The sequence below is a fragment of the Streptomyces sp. NPDC047081 genome (assembly GCF_040643775.1).
GTDB lineage: Bacteria > Actinomycetota > Actinomycetes > Streptomycetales > Streptomycetaceae > Streptomyces.
The window spans coordinates 128,934-147,532 of sequence record NZ_JBEYUY010000020.1; the positions used below are offsets into that span (position 1 = coordinate 128,934).

The following is an 18,599-nucleotide window of genomic DNA, read 5'->3' on the forward strand; positions in this document are numbered from 1 at the left end:
TTTCACCGAGCCCCTCCTGTACGACGCCGCCGGCCTTCCCCGCCTCGCAGGTGGGGAAGGCCGGCGGCGTCGTACGTGCGGCTCAGCGGGCTGCGGCGGCCAGCGGCAGGGCCCGCAGCACGCCCCCGACGTAGGCATGGAACGCCGGGTCGTCGAGCAGGAAGTGTCCGCCGGGCAGCCATTCGATCCGTACGTCGCCCGAGCCGTGGTTCTCCCAGTCGCGCAGTCCGGCGTCGTCCACCATCGGGTCGTCGGTACCCGCGCTGACCCACAGGGGGCAGGCCAGCGGCGGGCCGGGCAGCGGCTCGTACGTCTCGGAGAGGGTGAAGTCGGCGCGCAGCACCGGGGTGAACAGCTCGATCAGCTCGGGCCGTTCGAAGAGCTGCGGCGGGGTGCCGCCGAGCCGACGCACGGCGTCCAGGAACGCCGGGACGGCCAGCCGGTGGATGTCCGGGAAAGTCCGGCGGGCGGTGGGCCCGTTGCGCCCGACGACGAGCACGGCGGCAGGCGGGCGGCCCAACGCGGCCCAGTGGCGGCCGAGTTCGTAGGCGAAGGCGGCGCCCATGCTGTGCCCGAGCAGCACGTAACGGCCGGTGGTGTGCGGGGCGGAGGCGCGGACCAGATCGTCGAGTACGTCCCCGAAGTCGTCGCGGACGGGTTCGGTCATCCGGGTCCCGTGCCCGGGCAGTTCGAGCAGCACGGTACGGGCGGCGCCGGAGACGGACTCCCGCAGGCTCGCAAAGGCCCGCGCGGCGCCGCCGGCATGGGGCAGGCAGAGGAGGGTGGGAGCGTCCGCGGGAGCCGCGGGGGCTGTGGTGGCCGGACCAGGTGAGCTCAGGGACATGTGGGTTTCTCCTTCGAAAGGGGCGCCGGAGGGCACGGGTGGTGCCGGTCGGCACGGAATGGTGAAGCGCGGAGCAGGCCCCATGCACGGGAGCGCTGAGGGGCCGTCGAGCGGGGCGGGGGCGGGACAAGGCGCAGCCGGGGCCGCACAGGCGGAGGCACAGGTGCGCATTCCGGCGAGTGGAACAGCGGGTATCGAAGTCCGTAACACCGAGGGCGCGGAGGCCAGCCGGGGCGGTCGGCGAGGGGGCGCCGTTCATGACGTGGCCGAGGCAGGCCCGCGGGTGCCCGAGGTACGCCGTCCGGTCGGCGGTGCGGCGGGGCACGGTCGGGTCCTCACGGGAGCGCGTCGGCCGGGATGAGCGGTGCCGGGCTGCCCGGATGGTGCCGTGCGGGGGCGAGGCGGTAGGGGGCGCTGGTTGGGGTGACGGCCGCCGCAGCGAGCCCGGCGGTCAGCTGCGCGGGCCCGGCGCCTGACGGCATCCCCAGCACCCGTACCACCTCACCCCCACCCGCGACCGCCACCGCCGCCCTGAACTCCGGCCCGACGTCGACGAGTTGCAGCCCCCAGGCACGCGAAGCGCCCCCCGGCACCCGGTGCAACCGCACCGGCCCACCGCGCCGCTCCCCCGGTGTCACCCACACCGCCGTGAGGTCCCCCGCGAGCCCGCTGCCCAGCGCCTTCAGCACCGCTTCCTTGCAGGCCCAGCGCGTGAACAAGCCGTCGTACAGGGCGCCTTGCGCAGCGACGCCGTGCCGGCCGTCCTCGTCTCCCTCGGACTCCGGCCACCGCGCCGCCTCCCACCCCGACAAGATCTGCCGGCGCAGCCCCGCCGGGTCCCGCAGCGGTCGTACTCGCTCCACGTCGACCCCCACCGGCCCGTCCCGGCTCACCGCGACCAGGGCCAGGCCCTCCGTGTGGGAGAGGCTGATCCGCAGGCCGGGGTCGCCGGAGACATACGGCTTGCCGAACTTTCCCGTTGCGAAAGCGACTTGGGACGCTGAACGGCCGCCGTACAGCGCCGTCACCGCCCGCAGCGCCGCGTGCGAGCACGCGTACAGCACGCGCGAGCCCGGCACGATACGGCCCCAGCGCCGCCGTTCCTCCGGCGACAGCAGCCCGGCGCAGCGGTCCACGAGCGCCTCCCGCCGGGGTCCGGCAGCAGGCTCCGGGATCACCCACACATGCACCTCGCCGGGTGGCGGGCCCCCCGTAACGCCGTGTCTCACCGCACTCATCGCCCCTCCAACCTCGGGTTCATCCCACGCAGTTGGCCCCTTGACGCAGAACTCAACACTAGTAGAGTTCATCAGGAAATGACATCATCAGGCGTTGAAATAATCGGAGGCACGGCGTGGCCAGTGACCGCGAAGAACTGCTCACCCAGCTGACCGAGTTCATCCAGGAGCGGCTGCTCGCCGAGCCCGACCCGCAGGGCCTCGCGCCGGACACCCCGCTCCTGGAGTGGGGGATTCTCACCTCGATGAACACGGCCCAGCTGCTCACCTACATCCGGGACGAGCTGGGGACCAACATCCCGCCGACCGAGCTGACCGGCACCAACTTCCAGAACCTGGACAGCATCACGGACCTGGTGCTGACCCTCCGCTGACCCGCGCGCACACGGCCGGCACGTACTGCGCGGCCGCCGCGGAACACCGCCCGACACCACACCACGACAGGAGAACACCTTGTCCGAGGCATCCGAGAACCAGGCGTCCTACGACTACGACATCGGCATCATCGGTGGCGGCCCGGCCGGTTCCACCGCCGCCTCCTACCTCGCCAAGGAGGGCCTGTCGGTGGTGGTCTTCGAGTCGGAGACCTTTCCGCGCGAGCACGTCGGCGAGTCCCTGGTGCCGGCCACCACCCCGGTGCTGATCGAGACCGGCGCGATGGAGAAGGTCGACGCCGCCGGCTTCCCCAAGAAGTACGGTGCCGCCTGGACCTCCGCGGAGGACCGGGACATCGACCACATGGGCTTCACCGGCCTGCACCACGACTTCCGCGCCGCCGAGGTGCTGTTCAGCGAGCGCGACCAGGCCGGCGTCGACCGCGACCACACCTTCCACGTGGACCGCGGCAAGTTCGACCAGATCCTGCTGCAGCACGCCGAGAGCCTGGGCGCGAAGGTCTACCACGGCGTCCGCGTCAACCGCGTCGACTTCACCGACCGCGACCGCCCGGTCATCCAGGCCAAGGTCGGCAACCAGCCGGTCGGCGTGCCGGTGCGCATGGTGATCGACGCCAGCGGCCGCCGCACGATGATGGGCAACCAGCTCAAGGTCAAGGAGCCGGACCCGGTCTTCAACCAGTACGCGGTGCACACCTGGTTCGACGACTTCGACCGCAAGGCGCTCGCGGTCGACAAGGACCAGGCGGACTACATCTTCATCCACTTCCTCCCGCTGGAGGACACCTGGGTCTGGCAGATCCCGATCACCGACACCATCACCTCCATAGGTGTCGTGACCCAGAAAGCCCGGTTCAAGGAGGCCAAGAACGACCTGGAGACCTTCTTCTGGGACACGATCGGCAGCCGCCCCGCCCTCCAGGACGCGCTGAAGAACGCCAAGCGGGTCAAGGACTTCAAGGCCGAGGGCGACTACAGCTACGCCCTCACCAAGATCGCCGACGACTCGCTCGTGATGATCGGTGACGCGGCACGCTTCGTGGACCCGATCTTCTCCAGCGGTGTCAGCGTCGCGCTCAACAGCGCGCGCCTCGCCGCCGCGGACATCATCGCCGCCCACAAGGCCGGCGACTTCCGCAAGGAGCGCTTCGACGGGTACGTCAACACGCTCCGCGGCGCGGTCAACAACTGGTACGAGTTCATCTCGATCTACTACCGCCTGAACATCCTGTTCACGGCGTTCGTCCAGGACCCGCGCTACCGCCTGGACGTACTGAAGATGCTCCAGGGCGATGTGTACGACGGCGAGCCCAAGGCCCTCGCGGCGATGCGGGACATCGTCGAGGCGGTGGAGAAGGACCCCACCCACCTCTGGCACAAGTACCTGGGCACGCTCAAGGCGCCGTCGGCCGCGGCGAAGTTCTAGCCCGTACGGCCCCCACCGGGTGGCGCGGCGCGCACCCCGCGCCGCCCGGCCCCTCCCCTTCTCTCTCCTCACCACGACCCGTCCGTTCGCTCCGGAACAAGGGGGATCCATGCCCGCCCGCAACGCAGCCAGTACCGACCCGGCCATCGCTCTCGTCGGCATCGGGTGCCGTTACCCGGGCGGTGTGGTCGATCCCGAGTCGTTCTGGCGCGTGCTGCGCGACGGCGTCGACGTCATCGGGGAGATCCCGCCCGAGCGGTGGGGCCCCGAGTACATCAGCGAGGACGGCGCCGCGCCCGGCACCGGCTACTGCCGCTGGGCCGGCGTGCTGCCCGGACTCGACGAGTTCGACGCGGACTTCTTCGGCATCTCCTTCCGCGAGGCCCGCGAGATGGACCCGCAGCAGCGGCTCCTCCTGGAGGTCTCCTGGGAGGCGCTGGAGCACGCGGGACTGACGAAACCGCAGCTCGCCGGGTCCCGCACCGGGGTCTTCTTCGGCATGCTCGGCATGGACTACACGCTGCTGCACTCCAAGACGCGCGGTGTGCAGGCCATCGACCCCTACTACGCGAGCGGCAAGGAGTTCAGCTTCGCGCCCGGCCGGGTCGCCTACACCCTGGGCCTGCACGGCCCGGCGCTCGCGGTGAACACCGCGTGCTCCTCCTCCCTGGTCGCCGTCCACCTGGCCTGCCGCAGCCTGGCCAGCGGCGAGGCCGACACGGCGCTCGCGGGCGGCGTCAACATCCTGGCCGCCCCCGAGCTGTCCATCTTCATGAGCAAGGTGCAGGCCCTGTCCCCCACGGGCCGCTGCAAGCCGTTCTCGGCCGCGGCGGACGGGATCGTACGGGGTGAGGGCTGCGGGGTCGTCGTACTGAAGCGGCTCGACGACGCGCTCGCCGACGGTGACCGGGTGCTCGCGGTGATCCGGGGCAGCGCCTTCAACCACGACGGGCGCAGCGCCGGTCTGACCGTGCCGAACGCCGGTGCGCAGGAGGCCCTGCTGCGGGACGCGCTCGCGCGGGCCGGGGCCACGCCGGAGCAGGTCGCGTTCGTGGAGACCCACGGCACCGGCACCCCGCTCGGCGACCCGATCGAGGCGTACGCGCTCCAGCAGGTCTTCGGGCCCGGCCGCGAGGGCAGGCTGCACATCGGCTCGCACAAGGCCAACTTCGGCCACACCGACGCCGCTGCCGGTGTGGCGGCGCTCATCAAGACCGCGCTGACGGCACGCCACCGGCTGGTCCCGCCGCAACTGCACCTCGGCACGCCCAACCCGGCGATCCCCTGGGGCGACGGGCCGCTCAGCATCTCCGCCGAGCCCGTGCCGGTCGACGGCGCGACCGAGGAGACGCTCTTCGGTGTGAGCGCCTTCGGGCTCAGCGGCACCAACGCGCACCTGCTGCTCTCCGCCCCGGCCACCGAGACCGAGCCGACCCTGCCCCAACAGCCGGGCCCTCAGGTGCTGTTGCTGTCCGGCTCCAGTGAGCAGGCGCTCCAGGAGCGGGCCAGGGACCTCGCCGACGCGCTGGACGCCGAGGACCGTCCCCCGCTGCCCGACTTCCTGCACACCGCGGCGGTACGGCGCTCCCACCACGAGGCGCGCGCCACGGTGATCGGCGCCGACGCGGACGAACTGCGGGCCTCGCTGCGGGAGTTGGCGCAGGGCGAGCCCGACGAGCGGACCGTCACCGGTACCGCCGAGCCGCGGCGCCGGCACCGGACGGTGTTCGTCTTCTCCGGGCAGGGCTCGCAGTGGCGCGGCATGGGCCTGGATCTGTGGGACCGGGAGCCGGTCGCCGCGGCCTCTCTTGAGCGCAGCGACGAGGTGCTGCGCGGCGCCGGGCTGCCGGGGCTGCGCGCGCTGCTCGGGGAGAGCGACCTCGCGGCCACCGAACTGGCCCAACCCGCCGTTGTCGCACTCCAGCTGGCGCTCGCCGAGGTGTGGCGGGCGCGGGGCGTGGAGCCGACCGACGTGATCGGGCACAGCCTCGGGGAGATCTCCGCGGCCTGCTTCACCGGCGCGCTCGACCTGCCCACCGCGCTGGACCTCGCCGTGCGGCGCGGGCGCATCATGAGCGCCGCCGCGGGGACCGGGCGGATGCTCGCGGTGGCGCTGTCGGAGGAGGACGCGCTGCAGGCCGCGGCCGGGACCGGGCGGGCGGTCACCGTCGCGACGGTCAACGGACCGGCCGCGACCGTGCTCGCCGGGTCCGAGGAGGACCTCACGGCCATCGCCGCGCTGCTGCGCGAGCGGTCGGTCTCGGCCCGCTTCGTACCGGGCGACTACGCCTTCCACAGCCCGGCGATGGCCCCGTACGCCGAGCAACTCCGTGCGGAACTGGCCGACTTGACGCCGACTCCGCGCCCGGAGGCCTTCGTCTCCACGGTCTCGCCGGACGAGCCGCCGGCCGTCCTGGACGCGGACTACTGGGCGGCCAACGTGCTGCGCCCGGTGCGCTTCTGGCCCGCCGTCAGGAACCTGATCGCGAGCCAGGGCGCCGACTTCGTCGAGATCGGCCCGCACCCGACGCTCGTACGACCGCTGAACGACGGTCTGGCCGCCCTGCGCCGGCAGGGCGTCGCGGTCGGCTCGCTGCGCCGGGACACCGACGGCGGCGCCACCCTGCTCGCCGCCCTCGCCGAGCTGCACTGCGCGGGCGCGGACGTCCGCTGGGACGAGCTGCTGCCCGGACGGCTGACCGACCTCCCCCGGCATCCCTGGCAGCACGAGTCGTTCTGGCTGCCGGAGGTGACGCCCGGCATGCAGTACGCGGCCGGGGCGCGGCCGGAGGCGGGCGTGCGGCCGGCCCGGCTGGCGGTGCAGCTGATCGACGAGTCGGGCAGGCCGCTGGGGCCGGCCCGGCAGCTCGACCTGGCCGACGACACGGCACCGGTGGCCGCCGGAGCGGACCTCACGACTCCGGTCGTCGCAGGAGCAGGACTCACGACTCCGGTGGAGATCCCCCCCTCCGCCGGTGACTCCCCGGTCACGGCCCCGACCCCCGACGGGGCCGACCGGGAAGTCGATCAGTCCGCCGCCGCCACCGCGAGGAGGCGGAGCGGGGCGGCGGCGGACAACTCGCCCGCGGGCGGCACCGACCGGTTGCGCAGGTCGCTCATGCGGCGCACCTCCGAGGTGCTCGCCGGGGTGCTCGGGCAGGATCCGGGCCGGCGCATCCCGCCGCGGCGCGGCTTCGCCGACCTGGGGCTGGACTCGCTGACCATCGTGGAGTTCGTGGACCGGCTCGGTCTGGAACTCGGCCTGGACATACCGCTGTCCACGCCGTTCGAACGGCCTTGCCTGGACGAGTTGGTGGACCATCTGCTGCCGCAGGTGGCGGAGCGGGAGGCGGCGGCCGGCAGCGCCGAGGAGGCGCCCTCCGCCGAGGCCTCGCCGAGTGCGGAACTCGCCGTGTCCGAGCCCCCGTTGGCCGAACCCACCCCCGCCTCCTCCCCCACTGACGACCCCATAGCCGTCGTCGGCATGAGCTGCCGTTTCCCCGGCAGCCCCTCCGTCGGTGACTACTGGCAGCTGCTGCTCGACGGCCGCGTCGTCATCCGGGACGTGCCCTCCGACCGCTGGGACGGGCAGGCCTTCCTGGCCGACGGCCCCTGGACGCCCGGCACGATCACCTCCCTGCGCGGCGGCTATCTCGACGACGTCCGCGGTTTCGACGCGGCCTTCTTCCGGGTCTCCCCGCGCGAGGCCCGCAGCCTCGACCCGCAGCACCGGCTCTTCCTGGAGGTCGCCTACGAGGCCCTGGAGGACGCCGGGGCGACCCGGGACCGGCTGCGCGGTTCGGCGACCGGCGTCTTCGTCGGGATGAACAGCTCCGACCACTCCCAGCAGGTCGCGAACCGCCTCCAGGACGTCGACCTCTACTACGGCACCGGCAACTCCTTCGCCGGGGCCGCCGGACGGCTGTCGTACTTCCTCGGCCTGACCGGCCCCAGCATGGCGGTGGACACCGCGTGCTCCTCCTCGCTGACCGCGGTGCACCTGGCGATCCAGAGCCTGCGCTCCGGTGAGAGCGACCTCGCGGTGGCCGGCGGCGTCAACGTCATCCTCAGTCCGGTCATCCCGGTCTCGGTGTCGGCCGGCGGCGCGCTGTCACCGTCCGGCCAGTGCCGCACCTTCGACGAGGCGGCCGACGGCTATCTGCGCGGCGAGGGGTCCGGGGCGGTCGTACTGAAGCGGCTGTCGGCCGCGCTGGCCGACGGCGACCGGGTGTACGCCGTGCTGCCCGGCAGCGCGGTGAACCAGGACGGTGCGAGCAGCGGGCTGACCGTGCCGAACGGGACGGCACAGCGGGCGCTGATCCAACAGGCCCTGGAACAGGCCGGGTTGAGCGGACCCGAGGTCGGTTACGCGGAGGCGCACGGTACGGGCACGCCGCTCGGCGATCCGATCGAACTGCGGGCGCTGGCCCAGTCGTTGCGGCCACAGGGCACGGACGGCGTCGCCCCGCTGCTGGTCGGCTCCGCCAAGCCCAACATCGGGCACCTGGAGGCGTCCGCGGGGATGGCCGGCCTGATCAAGGCGGTCCTGGCGGTGCACCACGGGCGGATCCCACGGCACGTCGGCGTCACGACCCGTCCGACGCCCCAAGTGCCCTGGGAGCGACTGGGGTTGGCGCTGGCAGAAGGCGCGGACAGCTGGCCCGAGCCCGGCCGTCGCCGGATCGCGGGCGTCAGCTCCTTCGGCTTCACCGGCACGAACGCGCATATCCTGGTCGCCGAAGCGCCTGTGGAAGCGGCCCACCAGACGGCCCAACAGGCGGCGCCTGCGGCCCGTTTCGCCCTCCCCCTCTCCACGGCCCACGAGTCGGCTCTGCCCGCCGCGGCCCGCCAGTATCTCGACCTGCTGGAGTCGGCCGACGCGCACGCGCTCGCCGACCTGGCGTACACCGCGGGCGCGCGCCGCAGTCACCTCGACCACCGTGCGGTCGCCGTCGGCCGGGACGTGGTCTCGGTCCGGTCGGCCCTGCGCGCCCTGGCCAAGGGCAACGAGCACCCCGGCTGGCTCACCGGGACCGCCGACGCCCCCCGCTCCTGTGTGTTCGTGTTCTCCGGCTTCGGCTCGCAGTGGGCCGGCATGGGCCGTCAACTCCTCGACAGCGAACCGGTGTTCCGTGACGCGGTGCTGGCCTGCGAGGAGGAGATGCGCAAGTGGATCGGCTGGTCGCCGCTGGCCTCGTTGCGCGGGGAGCCGGACAGCCGGCCGTTCGACGAGGGCATCCCGCAGGAGCTGATCTTCACCGTGCAGGTGGGGCTGGTCGAGCTGTGGCGCAGCTGGGGAGTCGAGCCGGCCGCGGTGGTCGGGCACAGCATGGGCGAGGTCGCCGCGGCCTGGGCGGCCGGGGCGCTGACGCTGGCGCAGGCCGCGGAGATCCTCTGCCTGCGCTCACGGCTGCTGGACACGCTGGTCGGCACCGGCGGTTCGGTGGTCGTGGGGCTCGGCCGGGAGGAGCTCGCGCCCTATCTGGTGCTGTACGAGGACAAGTTGGGCATCGCCACGATCAACGGGCCGCGCACCACGGTGGTCGCGGGTGATGTGGACGCGCTGGAGGAGCTGACGGAGGAGCTGGCCGAGGCGAACGTCTTCGTACGCCGGGTCAAGGTCCCCGTGGCCCCGCACTCGCCCCTCATGGAACCGCTGCGCGAGCGCCTGGTGTCCGGCCTCGCGCACCTCACTCCCGCCGAGGCCCAAATCCCTCTGTATTCGGGGGTGATGGGCGGCGAGGTGTCCGGCCTCGACCTCGACGCCGCCTACTGGGGCCGCAATCTGCGCGACACCGTGCTCTTCCAGGACGCGGTGAGCGCGGTCGAGGACGCGGCGGACCGGGTGTTCGTGGAGGTGTCGCCGCATCCGGTGCTGGTCTCCGGCACCGAGGAGTCCCTCGCCTCGGCCGGCGCGGGGCGCCCGCCGGTGCTGCCCTCGCTGGTCCGCGACGAGGACGAGGTGGGCGCGCTGCTGACCACGCTCGGTGCGCTGCACGCGCACGGGGTGCCGGTCGACTGGGCCGCGTTCGCGGGACCCGGCCGCAGCGTGGTGGACGTCCCGCCCTACCCCTGGCAGCGCAAGGAACACCGGCTCCCGGACCTGCCGGTGGACCGCACATCCGCCACGGGCACGCTGGTCGGCCCCCCTGTCCGCCCGGCGAACGCCCCCTGGACGGCACTGGTCCCGGTGACGGTCGACGGCACGCGCAGCCCCTGGCAGACAACGGGCGAGGGCTCCCGTACGACGGTGTCGGCACCGGCCCTCCTGGAGGCGGCCCTCGCGACGGCAGCGGCCACCGGCTCGGCGACACCGACCCTGAGCGACATACGCTTCGGCACCCCGCCCCGCACGGACACCGACAACCGCGCGACACTGCAGGCGGTGGCGGACACCCGCCAGTCCACACTGGTCCTGCGCTCACTGGCGGAGGACGCACCGCTCGATCCGGCACTGAGCGCGACGGTGGGGGCGGCGGAGGACTTCGGGACGGGCAGCGGCTTCGATACGGCGGTGAGCGCCGCGGACCTGGCGGCGGCGCACGGGACGGCCGCGGACACGACCGCCACGCGCGGCAGCACCGCGAAGCCTGCCTCCGGCACCGCAGAACCTTCCGCCGCGCACGGCAGCATCGCAAAGACTTCCGCCGCGCAAAGCCCCGCCGCGGACGCGACGCTCGCCCCCGAGCCCGGCGCGGACCTCGCCGCCACCTCGTCCCACAGCACCGCGCGCCCGGCCGGACCGGCCGAGCTCCGGCCCGGCTCGGCCCACGCCCACACGCCCGACCCCCTCGCCGACGACGAGCCCCTCCGGGCCACGCTCGCCGACGCCTTCCCCGCCCTCGGGGTGGAGTCGGCGGGCAGTGGCCGGGGGCTGGCCGAGGTCACCGTGCGGATGCCGGACGCGGCGGCGCGGCACCGGCTGCCCGCCGAACTGCTGCGGCTGGCCCTGTGGTTGACCGCCGACGGCACGACCGAGCGGGCGGCCGAAGCGCGCGTCGCGAGCATCGGGTCGGTGCGGGTCAAGGCCGCGGTCGACGGCACCGTACGACTGCTTCGTGGGCCGGTGCGGCCCGGTGCCGACGGGGCGCCGGAAGCGGATCTGACCGTGTTCGACGCGGCCGGCCGTGCCGTGCTGGAGCTGGCGGGGCTGCGGGTGTCCTCCCCCGAGGCACCGGTGGCCGCGGACGCGGGGCGGGACCGGCTGGAGAGCCTGCTGTACCGGATGGTGTGGACGCCGGCGGGCCAGCGGTCGGCATCCACCGACCAGGACGGCACCGCCCAGCCCGCGACCCGCTGGCTGGTGTGCGGCGACACGGAGCACCTGGCCGGAGCGGTGGCCGAGCAGCTGCGGGCGGCCGGCTGCGATGTGCGCCGGGTGCGCTCGCGGGCCGGTGGCGGCCGGGCTCTCGCTCTCACCGACGCCCAGGCCATTCCGGCGATCACCACCCCGGGCGACCGGCAGACCACCCCGTCCACCGCCGACCCACGCGACCTCACCCTCGACCCCACCGACCGCGACGCCTGGAACACCCTCCTCGCCGTCCACGCCAACGAACCCACCACCGGCATCTGCGACCTGTGGCCCTTGGAGGACCTCGACTCGCGGCCCGCCGGCTGGCACTCGACGGTCGCGCTGACCGCCGCGCTGGCCGAGGCTGAGGGGCCGACGGCTCGCCTCTGGCTGGTCACCCGGCACGCGCTGCTGCCGACCGGGCACGCCGGCTACCCCGACGGCAACCAGGGCGCGCACGCGGGGCTCGGCCGCACGCTGGCGATGACCCGCCCGGACGCGTGGGGCGGACACGTCGACCTCACCCACGGCAGCTCGGAGGAACTGCGCACCCTGGTGACCCGTCTGCTGGGCGCGCCCGGCGACGAGCACGTCCGGATCGAGCACTCGGCGGTCCAGGTCGGCTCCCTGGTCCGCGGCGCACCCCCGCAGCGGACCGCGCGCAGGACCCTCCCCGCCGACCGCTGGCACCTGGTCACGGGTGCGGGCGGCGCGCTGGCCCCGTGCGCGGTGGACTGGCTGATCGGTGCCGGCGCCCGGCGCGTCGTCCTGGTCGACACCGAGTCCGTGTCAACTGCGGGAACCGCACCCGACCGGATCGCCGCCTGGCGCGACCTCGGCGTCGAGATCCGCACCGCGGCCACCCACGGCTCGCGCCCCGAACTCGCCTTCCTGGTCGAGGAGTTGCGTGCCGAGTGCGGTATCGCCTCCGTCGTCTGCGCGGGCTCGCCCGGCGCCGCCGTACCGCTGGAGGAGACCACCGAGGCCGTCCTGCGGGGCGAGTTGAACCGGGCGGAGACCGCCGAGGTGTTGCATCGGCTCACCGCCAAGGACCCCGTGCGGCTGTTCGTGCTGCTCGGTTCCGTGCCCGGCACCTGGGGCGGTGCCGTCACCGGCGCCTCCGCGCCCTCCGACTGGTCGCTGCGCGCGCTCGCGGCGCGACGCCGGGCCGCCGGGCTGCCGGTGACGCATCTGGAGCTGATGCCGCTGGTCGGCAGTGAACTCCTCGACGAGCGGACGACGTTACTGCTGAAGACCAGCGGTATCGGCCCGCTGGAGGAGCAGGACCTGGTCGCCGCGCTCGATCTGCTGGCGTGGGACGACTCGGTGCACTGGGCGGTCGCGGACGTCGACTGGCAGCAGTTCCGCACCGCGCTCGCCGACGCCCCGCACCGGCGGCTGTTCGCCGAGGTGCTGGGCGGTGCGCAGCGCGCGGACGGCACCGGGTTCGTGGCCGGCCTCGACGCCCTCGACCCCGAGCAGCGCCGGGACCGGACGCTGGACTGGGTGTGCGGGCAGGTGGCCGCGGTGCTCGGGCTCCCGGAGGACGAACTCCGCGCAGACCAGGGCTTCTTCGATCTCGGCATGGACTCGGTGATGTCGCTGACGCTGCGGCTGAGGCTCGCCCGCGAGCTGGACGTCGAGCTGTCCTCGACGGTCGCCTTCGAGCACCCGACGGCCCTCGCGCTCACCGCCCATCTGCTGGAGCGCCTCGGCTACCCGGCCGACGCACCGGACCGGGCAGGCCAGGACGACGGGCCCGCCGAACCGGCCGCCGCCGAGGGCACGGGCGACCTCGACGATCTCGACGACGACGAACTGCTACGCCAGTTGGAGGCGGAGATCTCCGACTCACAGAACTTCGGGTTTGAGGAGAACTGATGACGAAGAGCCACGCCGAGCAGCCGAGCCAGGACGTCCTGCGCGGCCGGCTGAAGGACTCGCTCGGCACGATCCGCAGCCTGCGCGCCCGCGTCCAGGAGCTGCAACGGGCCCAGCCGCTCGCGGTGATCGGCATGTCCTGCCGGCTGCCGGGCGGCGCGAGCCCCGAGGAGTTCTGGCAGTCCCTGTCCGACGGCCGCTCCCTGACGTCGCAGTTCCCCGAGGAGCGGCATTCCGTCGCCGGTTTCTACCACCCGGACCCGGACCACCCGGGCACGGCGTACACCCTGTCCGGGAACTTCCTCGACGGCCCGGTGGACGCCTTCGACCCGACGGTGTTCGGCATCTCGCCCCGCGAGGCCGCGGGCATGGACCCGCAGCAGCGCCTGGTGCTCGAACTGGCCTGGGAGGCCATGGAGAACGCCTGTCTGCCGCCCGCCGAGCTGGAGGGCTCCCGGGTGGGTGTCTTCCTCGGCGCCAGTACGAGCGACTACGTCCGGATGCGGCAGCAGAAGGGCGCGATGGCGGACGTCGACGCCTACCAGCTGATCGGCGAGCCGAGCTTCCTGGCCGGCCGGGTCTCGTACACCTTCGGTTTCCAGGGCCCGAGCATGGTGATCGACACGGCGTGCTCGTCCTCGTTGGTGGCGCTGGAGCAGGCGGTGCAGAGCCTGCGTTCGCGGGCCTGCGACACCGCGCTGGTGGGCGGTGTGAACCTGATGCTGTCGCCGTACGGGTTCGTGCTGGTCAGCAAGTTGCGGGCGCTGTCGCCCGACGGGCGCTGCAAGACCTTCGACGCCTCCGCGGACGGGTACGCGCGCGGCGAGGGCGGTGCCCTGTTCGTGCTGAAGCGGCTCAGCGACGCCGAGGCGGCCGGAGACCGCGTCCTGGCCGTCGTGCGCGGGGTGGCCACCGAGCACGACGGCCGCAGCAGCGGTCTGACCGTGCCGAACCCGGCCGCCCAGCAGAACGTCATCACCTCGGCGCTGAAGAACGCCGAGGTCGCCGCCGAGGACCTCTCCTACGTCGAGGCGCACGGCACCGGCACCCAGCTCGGCGACCCGATCGAACTCCAGGCGCTCAACGCGATCACCAGCGTGAACCGCCCCAACGACCGTCCCCTGCTGGTCGGTTCGGTGAAGACGAACATCGGCCACCTGGAGCCGGCCGCGGGCGCCGCGGGCATGCTCAAGGTCGTCCTGGCGCTCCAGCACGACACCCTGCCGAGGCATCTGCACCTCAACGACCCCAATCCGCAGATCCCTTGGGAGCTGCTGAACGTCAAGGTCACCACCGTCGACACGCCGTGGCCCGAAGGCCCGCGGCTGGCCGGCGTCAGCAGCTTCGGCGCGAGCGGCACCAACGCGCACGCCGTCCTCGGCGAGGCCCCCCGGCCCGCACCCCGCGAGGGCAACCCGCGCGAGGTGGGACTGCTGACCCTCAGCGCCAACAGCCCCGAGGCACTGCGGGCGATGGCACGGGCTTACGAGGCTCCGGTGCGCGCGGCCGATCCACGCACCCTGTCGGACATCTGCTACTCGACGCACGTCGGCCGCGCCCGGATGAAGCACGGGCTGACCGTGACCGGCGACCGCGACCAACTCGCCGCCGGGCTGGCCGCGTTCGCGTCGGGCGAGCGGGCCGAGCAGGTGGCCGTGCACGGTCCGGCCGGCGCCAAGGCACGCAGGGTGGGCTGGCTGTTCACCGGGCAGGGCTCGCAGTACGCGGGGATGGCGGCCGAACTCGCCGCCACGGAGCCGGTGTTCGCGGAAGCGCTCGCCGAGTGCGTGGCGGCCCTGGACCAGTATCTCGACGAGCCGCTGGGGCCGGTCCTCGCGGGCGCCGGGGACGGTGAGCGGATCAACCGTACGGGCTTCACGCAGCCCGCGTTGTTCGCCGTGGAGTACGCGCTGGCCCGGATGTGGGAGGCGTGGGGTGTGCGGCCCGGCGCGCTGATCGGGCACAGCCTGGGCGAGATCACCGCGGCCTGCGTGGCCGGGGTGCACTCATTGGAGGACGCGGCCCGGCTGGTGACCGCGCGGGCCCGGCTGATGGAGGCGCTGCCCGCGGGCGGGGTGATGGAGACCCTGGTCTGCGACGAGGAGTCGGTGCGCGCGGCGCTCGCGGAGGCGGGCCCGCTGCCCGGGACCTCGGTCGCCGCGGTGAACGGGCCGACGGACGTCGTCCTGTCCGGGCCCGAGGAGGAGGTCGGCCGGGTGGTCGGCGTACTCGCGGCGCGGGGCGTCAAGCACCGGCGGCTGAACGTCTCGCACGCCTTCCACTCCCCGCTCATGGCACCGATGCTCGACGAATTCCGGTCCGTCACCGAGAGCCTGACGTTCCATCAGCCGAAGTACCCGATCATCTCGAACGTCACGGGCCGCGAGTGGGGTCCCGAGCAGCTGAGCCCGGCCTACTGGTCGGAGCACGTGCTGGCGCCGGTCCGCTTCTACCAGGGCGTCACCCGCCTGTACGAGACGGGCTGCCGCACCTTCCTGGAGCTCGGCCCCGCCCCTGTCCTGCTCGGGCTCGGCGCCCGCTGCCTGCCCGAGGACGGGGTGGCGTGGATCCCCTCGCTGCGCCGGGACCGCGAGGACGCGCACATCGTCGGCCAGGCCCTGGGCGCCCTGCACCACCGGGGGGTCGTCGTCGACTGGCAGGCCGTGCACGCCGCCGAGCAGCCCCGCCGTACCACCATGCCCAGCTACCCGTGGCAGCGCGAGCGCTACTGGTTCAACGACGGCGACCCGTCCGGCGAGGCGTCGGCGCTGCCCGCCGACGAGGGCCCGGGCGCGCTCTTCGAGGGCCATCTGATGTCCGGGCCGCCCACCTTCTCGCCCCAACTCGACCAGCTCTCCGAGGTGTTCGTGCAGACCGGCCCGGACGGCCGCCGTCAGGTGTCGGCGGGCGGGTTCTGCAACTGGGCGCTGGCCGGTGCGGCCAAGCTGCCCGGCGCGCAGCCCCGGCTGGTGGACCGGTTCGTGGTGGGCGAGCCGCTGCTGCTCGACCCGGAACACCGGCCCGCGAAGATACGGGTGTATGTGCTGCCGCAGGACGACGAGGGCCGTTCGCTGTTCCTGTGCTTCTCGCGGCAGGGCGTCGAGTCGGTGGAGTCGGGCAGCTGGCGGCTGCACGCCCGCGGGGTGCTGGTGCGCCGGCCGCCCACCGACACGGGCGGCGACCTGGAGTCCATCCGGGCCCGCTGCGTGCCGGCCGACCCGGCCGGGATCAGCGTGCCGGCCTGGGCCGAGCCGGTCGTCAACGAGGTCTACCAGGGCCCCGGCGAGGTCCTCGCCGAGGTCAACCAGGAGGCCGAGAAGCTCCCCCGCGGTGCCCTGCTCGACCTGACGCTGGGCCTGCTGCGCCAGTCGGAGCACGCCCCCGAGCCCGCTGCCGCGCTGCCGACCGCGGTCCCGACGGGCACCCGCCGCTACGTCCACGGCTGGCTAAGCGGGCCGGGCGAAGTCGGCTGCGGTTCGGCAGCGCCCCAAAGGGGCGCGGGGAACTGCGCGACCAGCCACGACGGCGCCGCAGACGAGCCACGACACACCGCCGCACATCCAGCGGAGCGCTCAGCCCCCTCCCCCGGCGAGGGCGGGCTGCGCGGCGGCCTGGAGATCCTGGGCGCCGACGGCAGCGTGCTGATCGCCATGCGGGACGTGCAGCTGCGCCCGTCGGCCGAGCCCGCCGCGCCCGAACCGGCGCGCGCCGAGCACGCCGAGACGGTGTGGGAGGAGGTCTGGCGGCCCGCCGACCCGGCGCGCTTCACCACCCGGAGCCTGCGCGGGGAGCGGGTGCTGCTGCTGGGCGGCGGTGAGCTCGCCGAGGACGTCACCAAGCAGCTGGTGCTGCGCGGCGCCGACGTGACCCGCTCGGACGCCGCCGCCGACACGGCCGTACTCGCCCTGAAGCTGAACGGGACGTACGAGCACGTCGTGCTGCTCGGGGCGCTGGAGCTGCCGGTGTCCGGGTTCGACGCCGACTCGGTGCGGCTGGCGCGGGAGAGTGTCGAGCACGTGTTCCTGGCGGTGGCGCGGACGCTGGCGGAGCGGGAGGCGCCGACCCGGATGTGGGCGGTGACCCGGGGTGCCCAGTGGACCGGGGCCGGACAGCGTGAACTGTGCGTGCCCGCAGGGCCGTTGTGGGGGCTCGGCAAGGTGGCCGCGCTGGAGCATCCCGAGCTGTGGGGCGGTCTGCTGGACCTGGATCCGCGCGGTGCGGCGGACGAGGCGGAGCAGATCGCGACGCTGCTCGCCACCGAGACCGCCGAGGACCTCACGGCCCGGCGCGGCGGCGAGATCCTGGTGCCGCGCCTCGTCCCGGTCGCGCCGGCCGAGCAGCGCCCGCCGCTGCGGCTGAGCGACCTCGGCAGCTACCTCGTCACCGGCGGTCTCGGCAGCCTCGGTCTGCTGGTCGGCGAGTGGCTCGCCCGCTCCGGCGCGGGCACCGTCGTCCTCATCGGCCGCACCGGACTGCCGGACCGCTCCCGCTGGGAGTCGCCCGACCTGGACGACGCGACGGCCGCGAAGATCGCCGGGGTACGGCGCATCGAGGCGCAGGGCGCGGAGGTGCGGGTCGAGGCGATCGACGTCTGCGACGAGATCGCGCTGCGCTCGCTGACCGACCAACTCGGCCTGGCCGGACGCCCGTTGCGGGGCGTCGTACACGCGGCGGGTTTGTCCGAGCCGCAGTTCCTGCGGGAGAGCGACCCGGAGACGTACGACCGCTGCCTGCGCCCGAAGGCCGACGGCACCTGGGCGCTGCACAACGCGACCGTCGACCAGGACCTGGACCTGTTCGTGTCCTTCTCCTCGATCGCGTCGGTGTGGGGCTCGCAGCATCTGGCGGGCTACTCGGCCGCCAACGCCTTCCTGGACTCCTTCGCGCACTTCCGCAACCTGCGGGGCCTGGCCGCCACGACCGTCAGCTGGGGGCCGTGGGGCGCGCGGTCGGGCCTCGCGGACGACTCGGTGATGGCGTTCCTGCGCTCCATCGGGCTCGTCCAGCTGGACCCGGAGCACGCGCTGGAGCTGCTCGGCGCGGCAATCGCCGACGGTGTCGCGCACCGCACGGTGTGCGCGGCGGACTGGGCGCTGTTCCGGGACCTGATGGAGGCGCGCCGGGAGCGGCCGGTCCTCGCCGAGATCCGCAGCGCGCCCGCCACCGGCGGTGCGGGCGACGATCCCGAACTCGGGCCGCTGACCGCCAAGTTGATCGGTCTCCCGTACGCCGAGCGGCTCGCCGAGCTCAACGAGTACATCCGCGTCCAGCTCTCCGCGATCCTGCGCATGGAGCTGGACACCCTGACCGAGGACACCCGCCTCGCCGACATGGGCCTGGACAGCCTGATGGTGATGGAGCTGATCAGCCGCTGCCGGGACGACCTGCGCCTGGAGATCAGCAGCCGCGACTTCTTCGCCTGCCCCGGCATCCACTGGGGCGCCCATCTGCTGGAGCTGGTCGAGGCGAAGCACCCCGCGCCCGCCGCCCAGGCGTGACCGACCGGCCTTCCGCCCCGACC

6 protein-coding genes are annotated in these 18,599 nt (G+C 73.7%); 4 read left to right on the forward strand and 2 right to left on the reverse strand.

All coding sequences use genetic code 11. The features are described from left to right. Positions 1–82: 82 nt before the first annotated feature. Together ABZ848_RS32390 and ABZ848_RS32395 are read right to left on the reverse strand one after the other, a co-directional pair. Positions 83–844, reverse strand: a complete 762-nt coding sequence (locus tag ABZ848_RS32390) for an alpha/beta fold hydrolase (RefSeq protein ID WP_360837662.1) — start codon at positions 842–844, stop codon at positions 83–85. Positions 845–1,179: 335 nt separating this feature from the next. After that, positions 1,180–1,980, reverse strand: a complete 801-nt coding sequence (locus tag ABZ848_RS32395) for a 4'-phosphopantetheinyl transferase superfamily protein (RefSeq protein ID WP_360837663.1) — start codon at positions 1,978–1,980, stop codon at positions 1,180–1,182. A gap of 218 nt (positions 1,981–2,198) precedes the next feature. Between ABZ848_RS32395 and ABZ848_RS32400 the strand changes: the two genes are divergently transcribed. The 4 genes from ABZ848_RS32400 (at position 2,199) to ABZ848_RS32415 (ending at position 18,576) form a co-directional block, all read left to right on the forward strand. Continuing rightward, entirely contained in the window at positions 2,199–2,456 is a 258-nt protein-coding gene (locus tag ABZ848_RS32400; RefSeq protein WP_360837664.1) for an acyl carrier protein, read from the forward strand. A gap of 79 nt (positions 2,457–2,535) precedes the next feature. Continuing rightward, positions 2,536–3,903: an NAD(P)/FAD-dependent oxidoreductase gene (locus ABZ848_RS32405; protein ID WP_360837666.1), complete on the forward strand. Its 1,368-nt coding sequence runs from the start codon at positions 2,536–2,538 to the stop codon at positions 3,901–3,903. A gap of 109 nt (positions 3,904–4,012) precedes the next feature. Continuing rightward, positions 4,013–13,078 carry a beta-ketoacyl synthase N-terminal-like domain-containing protein gene (locus ABZ848_RS32410; RefSeq protein ID WP_360837668.1) on the forward strand — a complete coding sequence of 3,022 codons (9,066 nt, stop codon included), beginning with the start codon at positions 4,013–4,015 and terminating at the stop codon, positions 13,076–13,078. After that, positions 13,078–18,576: a beta-ketoacyl synthase N-terminal-like domain-containing protein gene (locus tag ABZ848_RS32415; protein ID WP_360837669.1), complete on the forward strand. Its 5,499-nt coding sequence runs from the start codon at positions 13,078–13,080 to the stop codon at positions 18,574–18,576. The genes ABZ848_RS32410 and ABZ848_RS32415 overlap by 1 nt, the downstream gene beginning before the upstream one ends. The last annotated feature ends 23 nt before the right edge of the window (positions 18,577–18,599 follow it).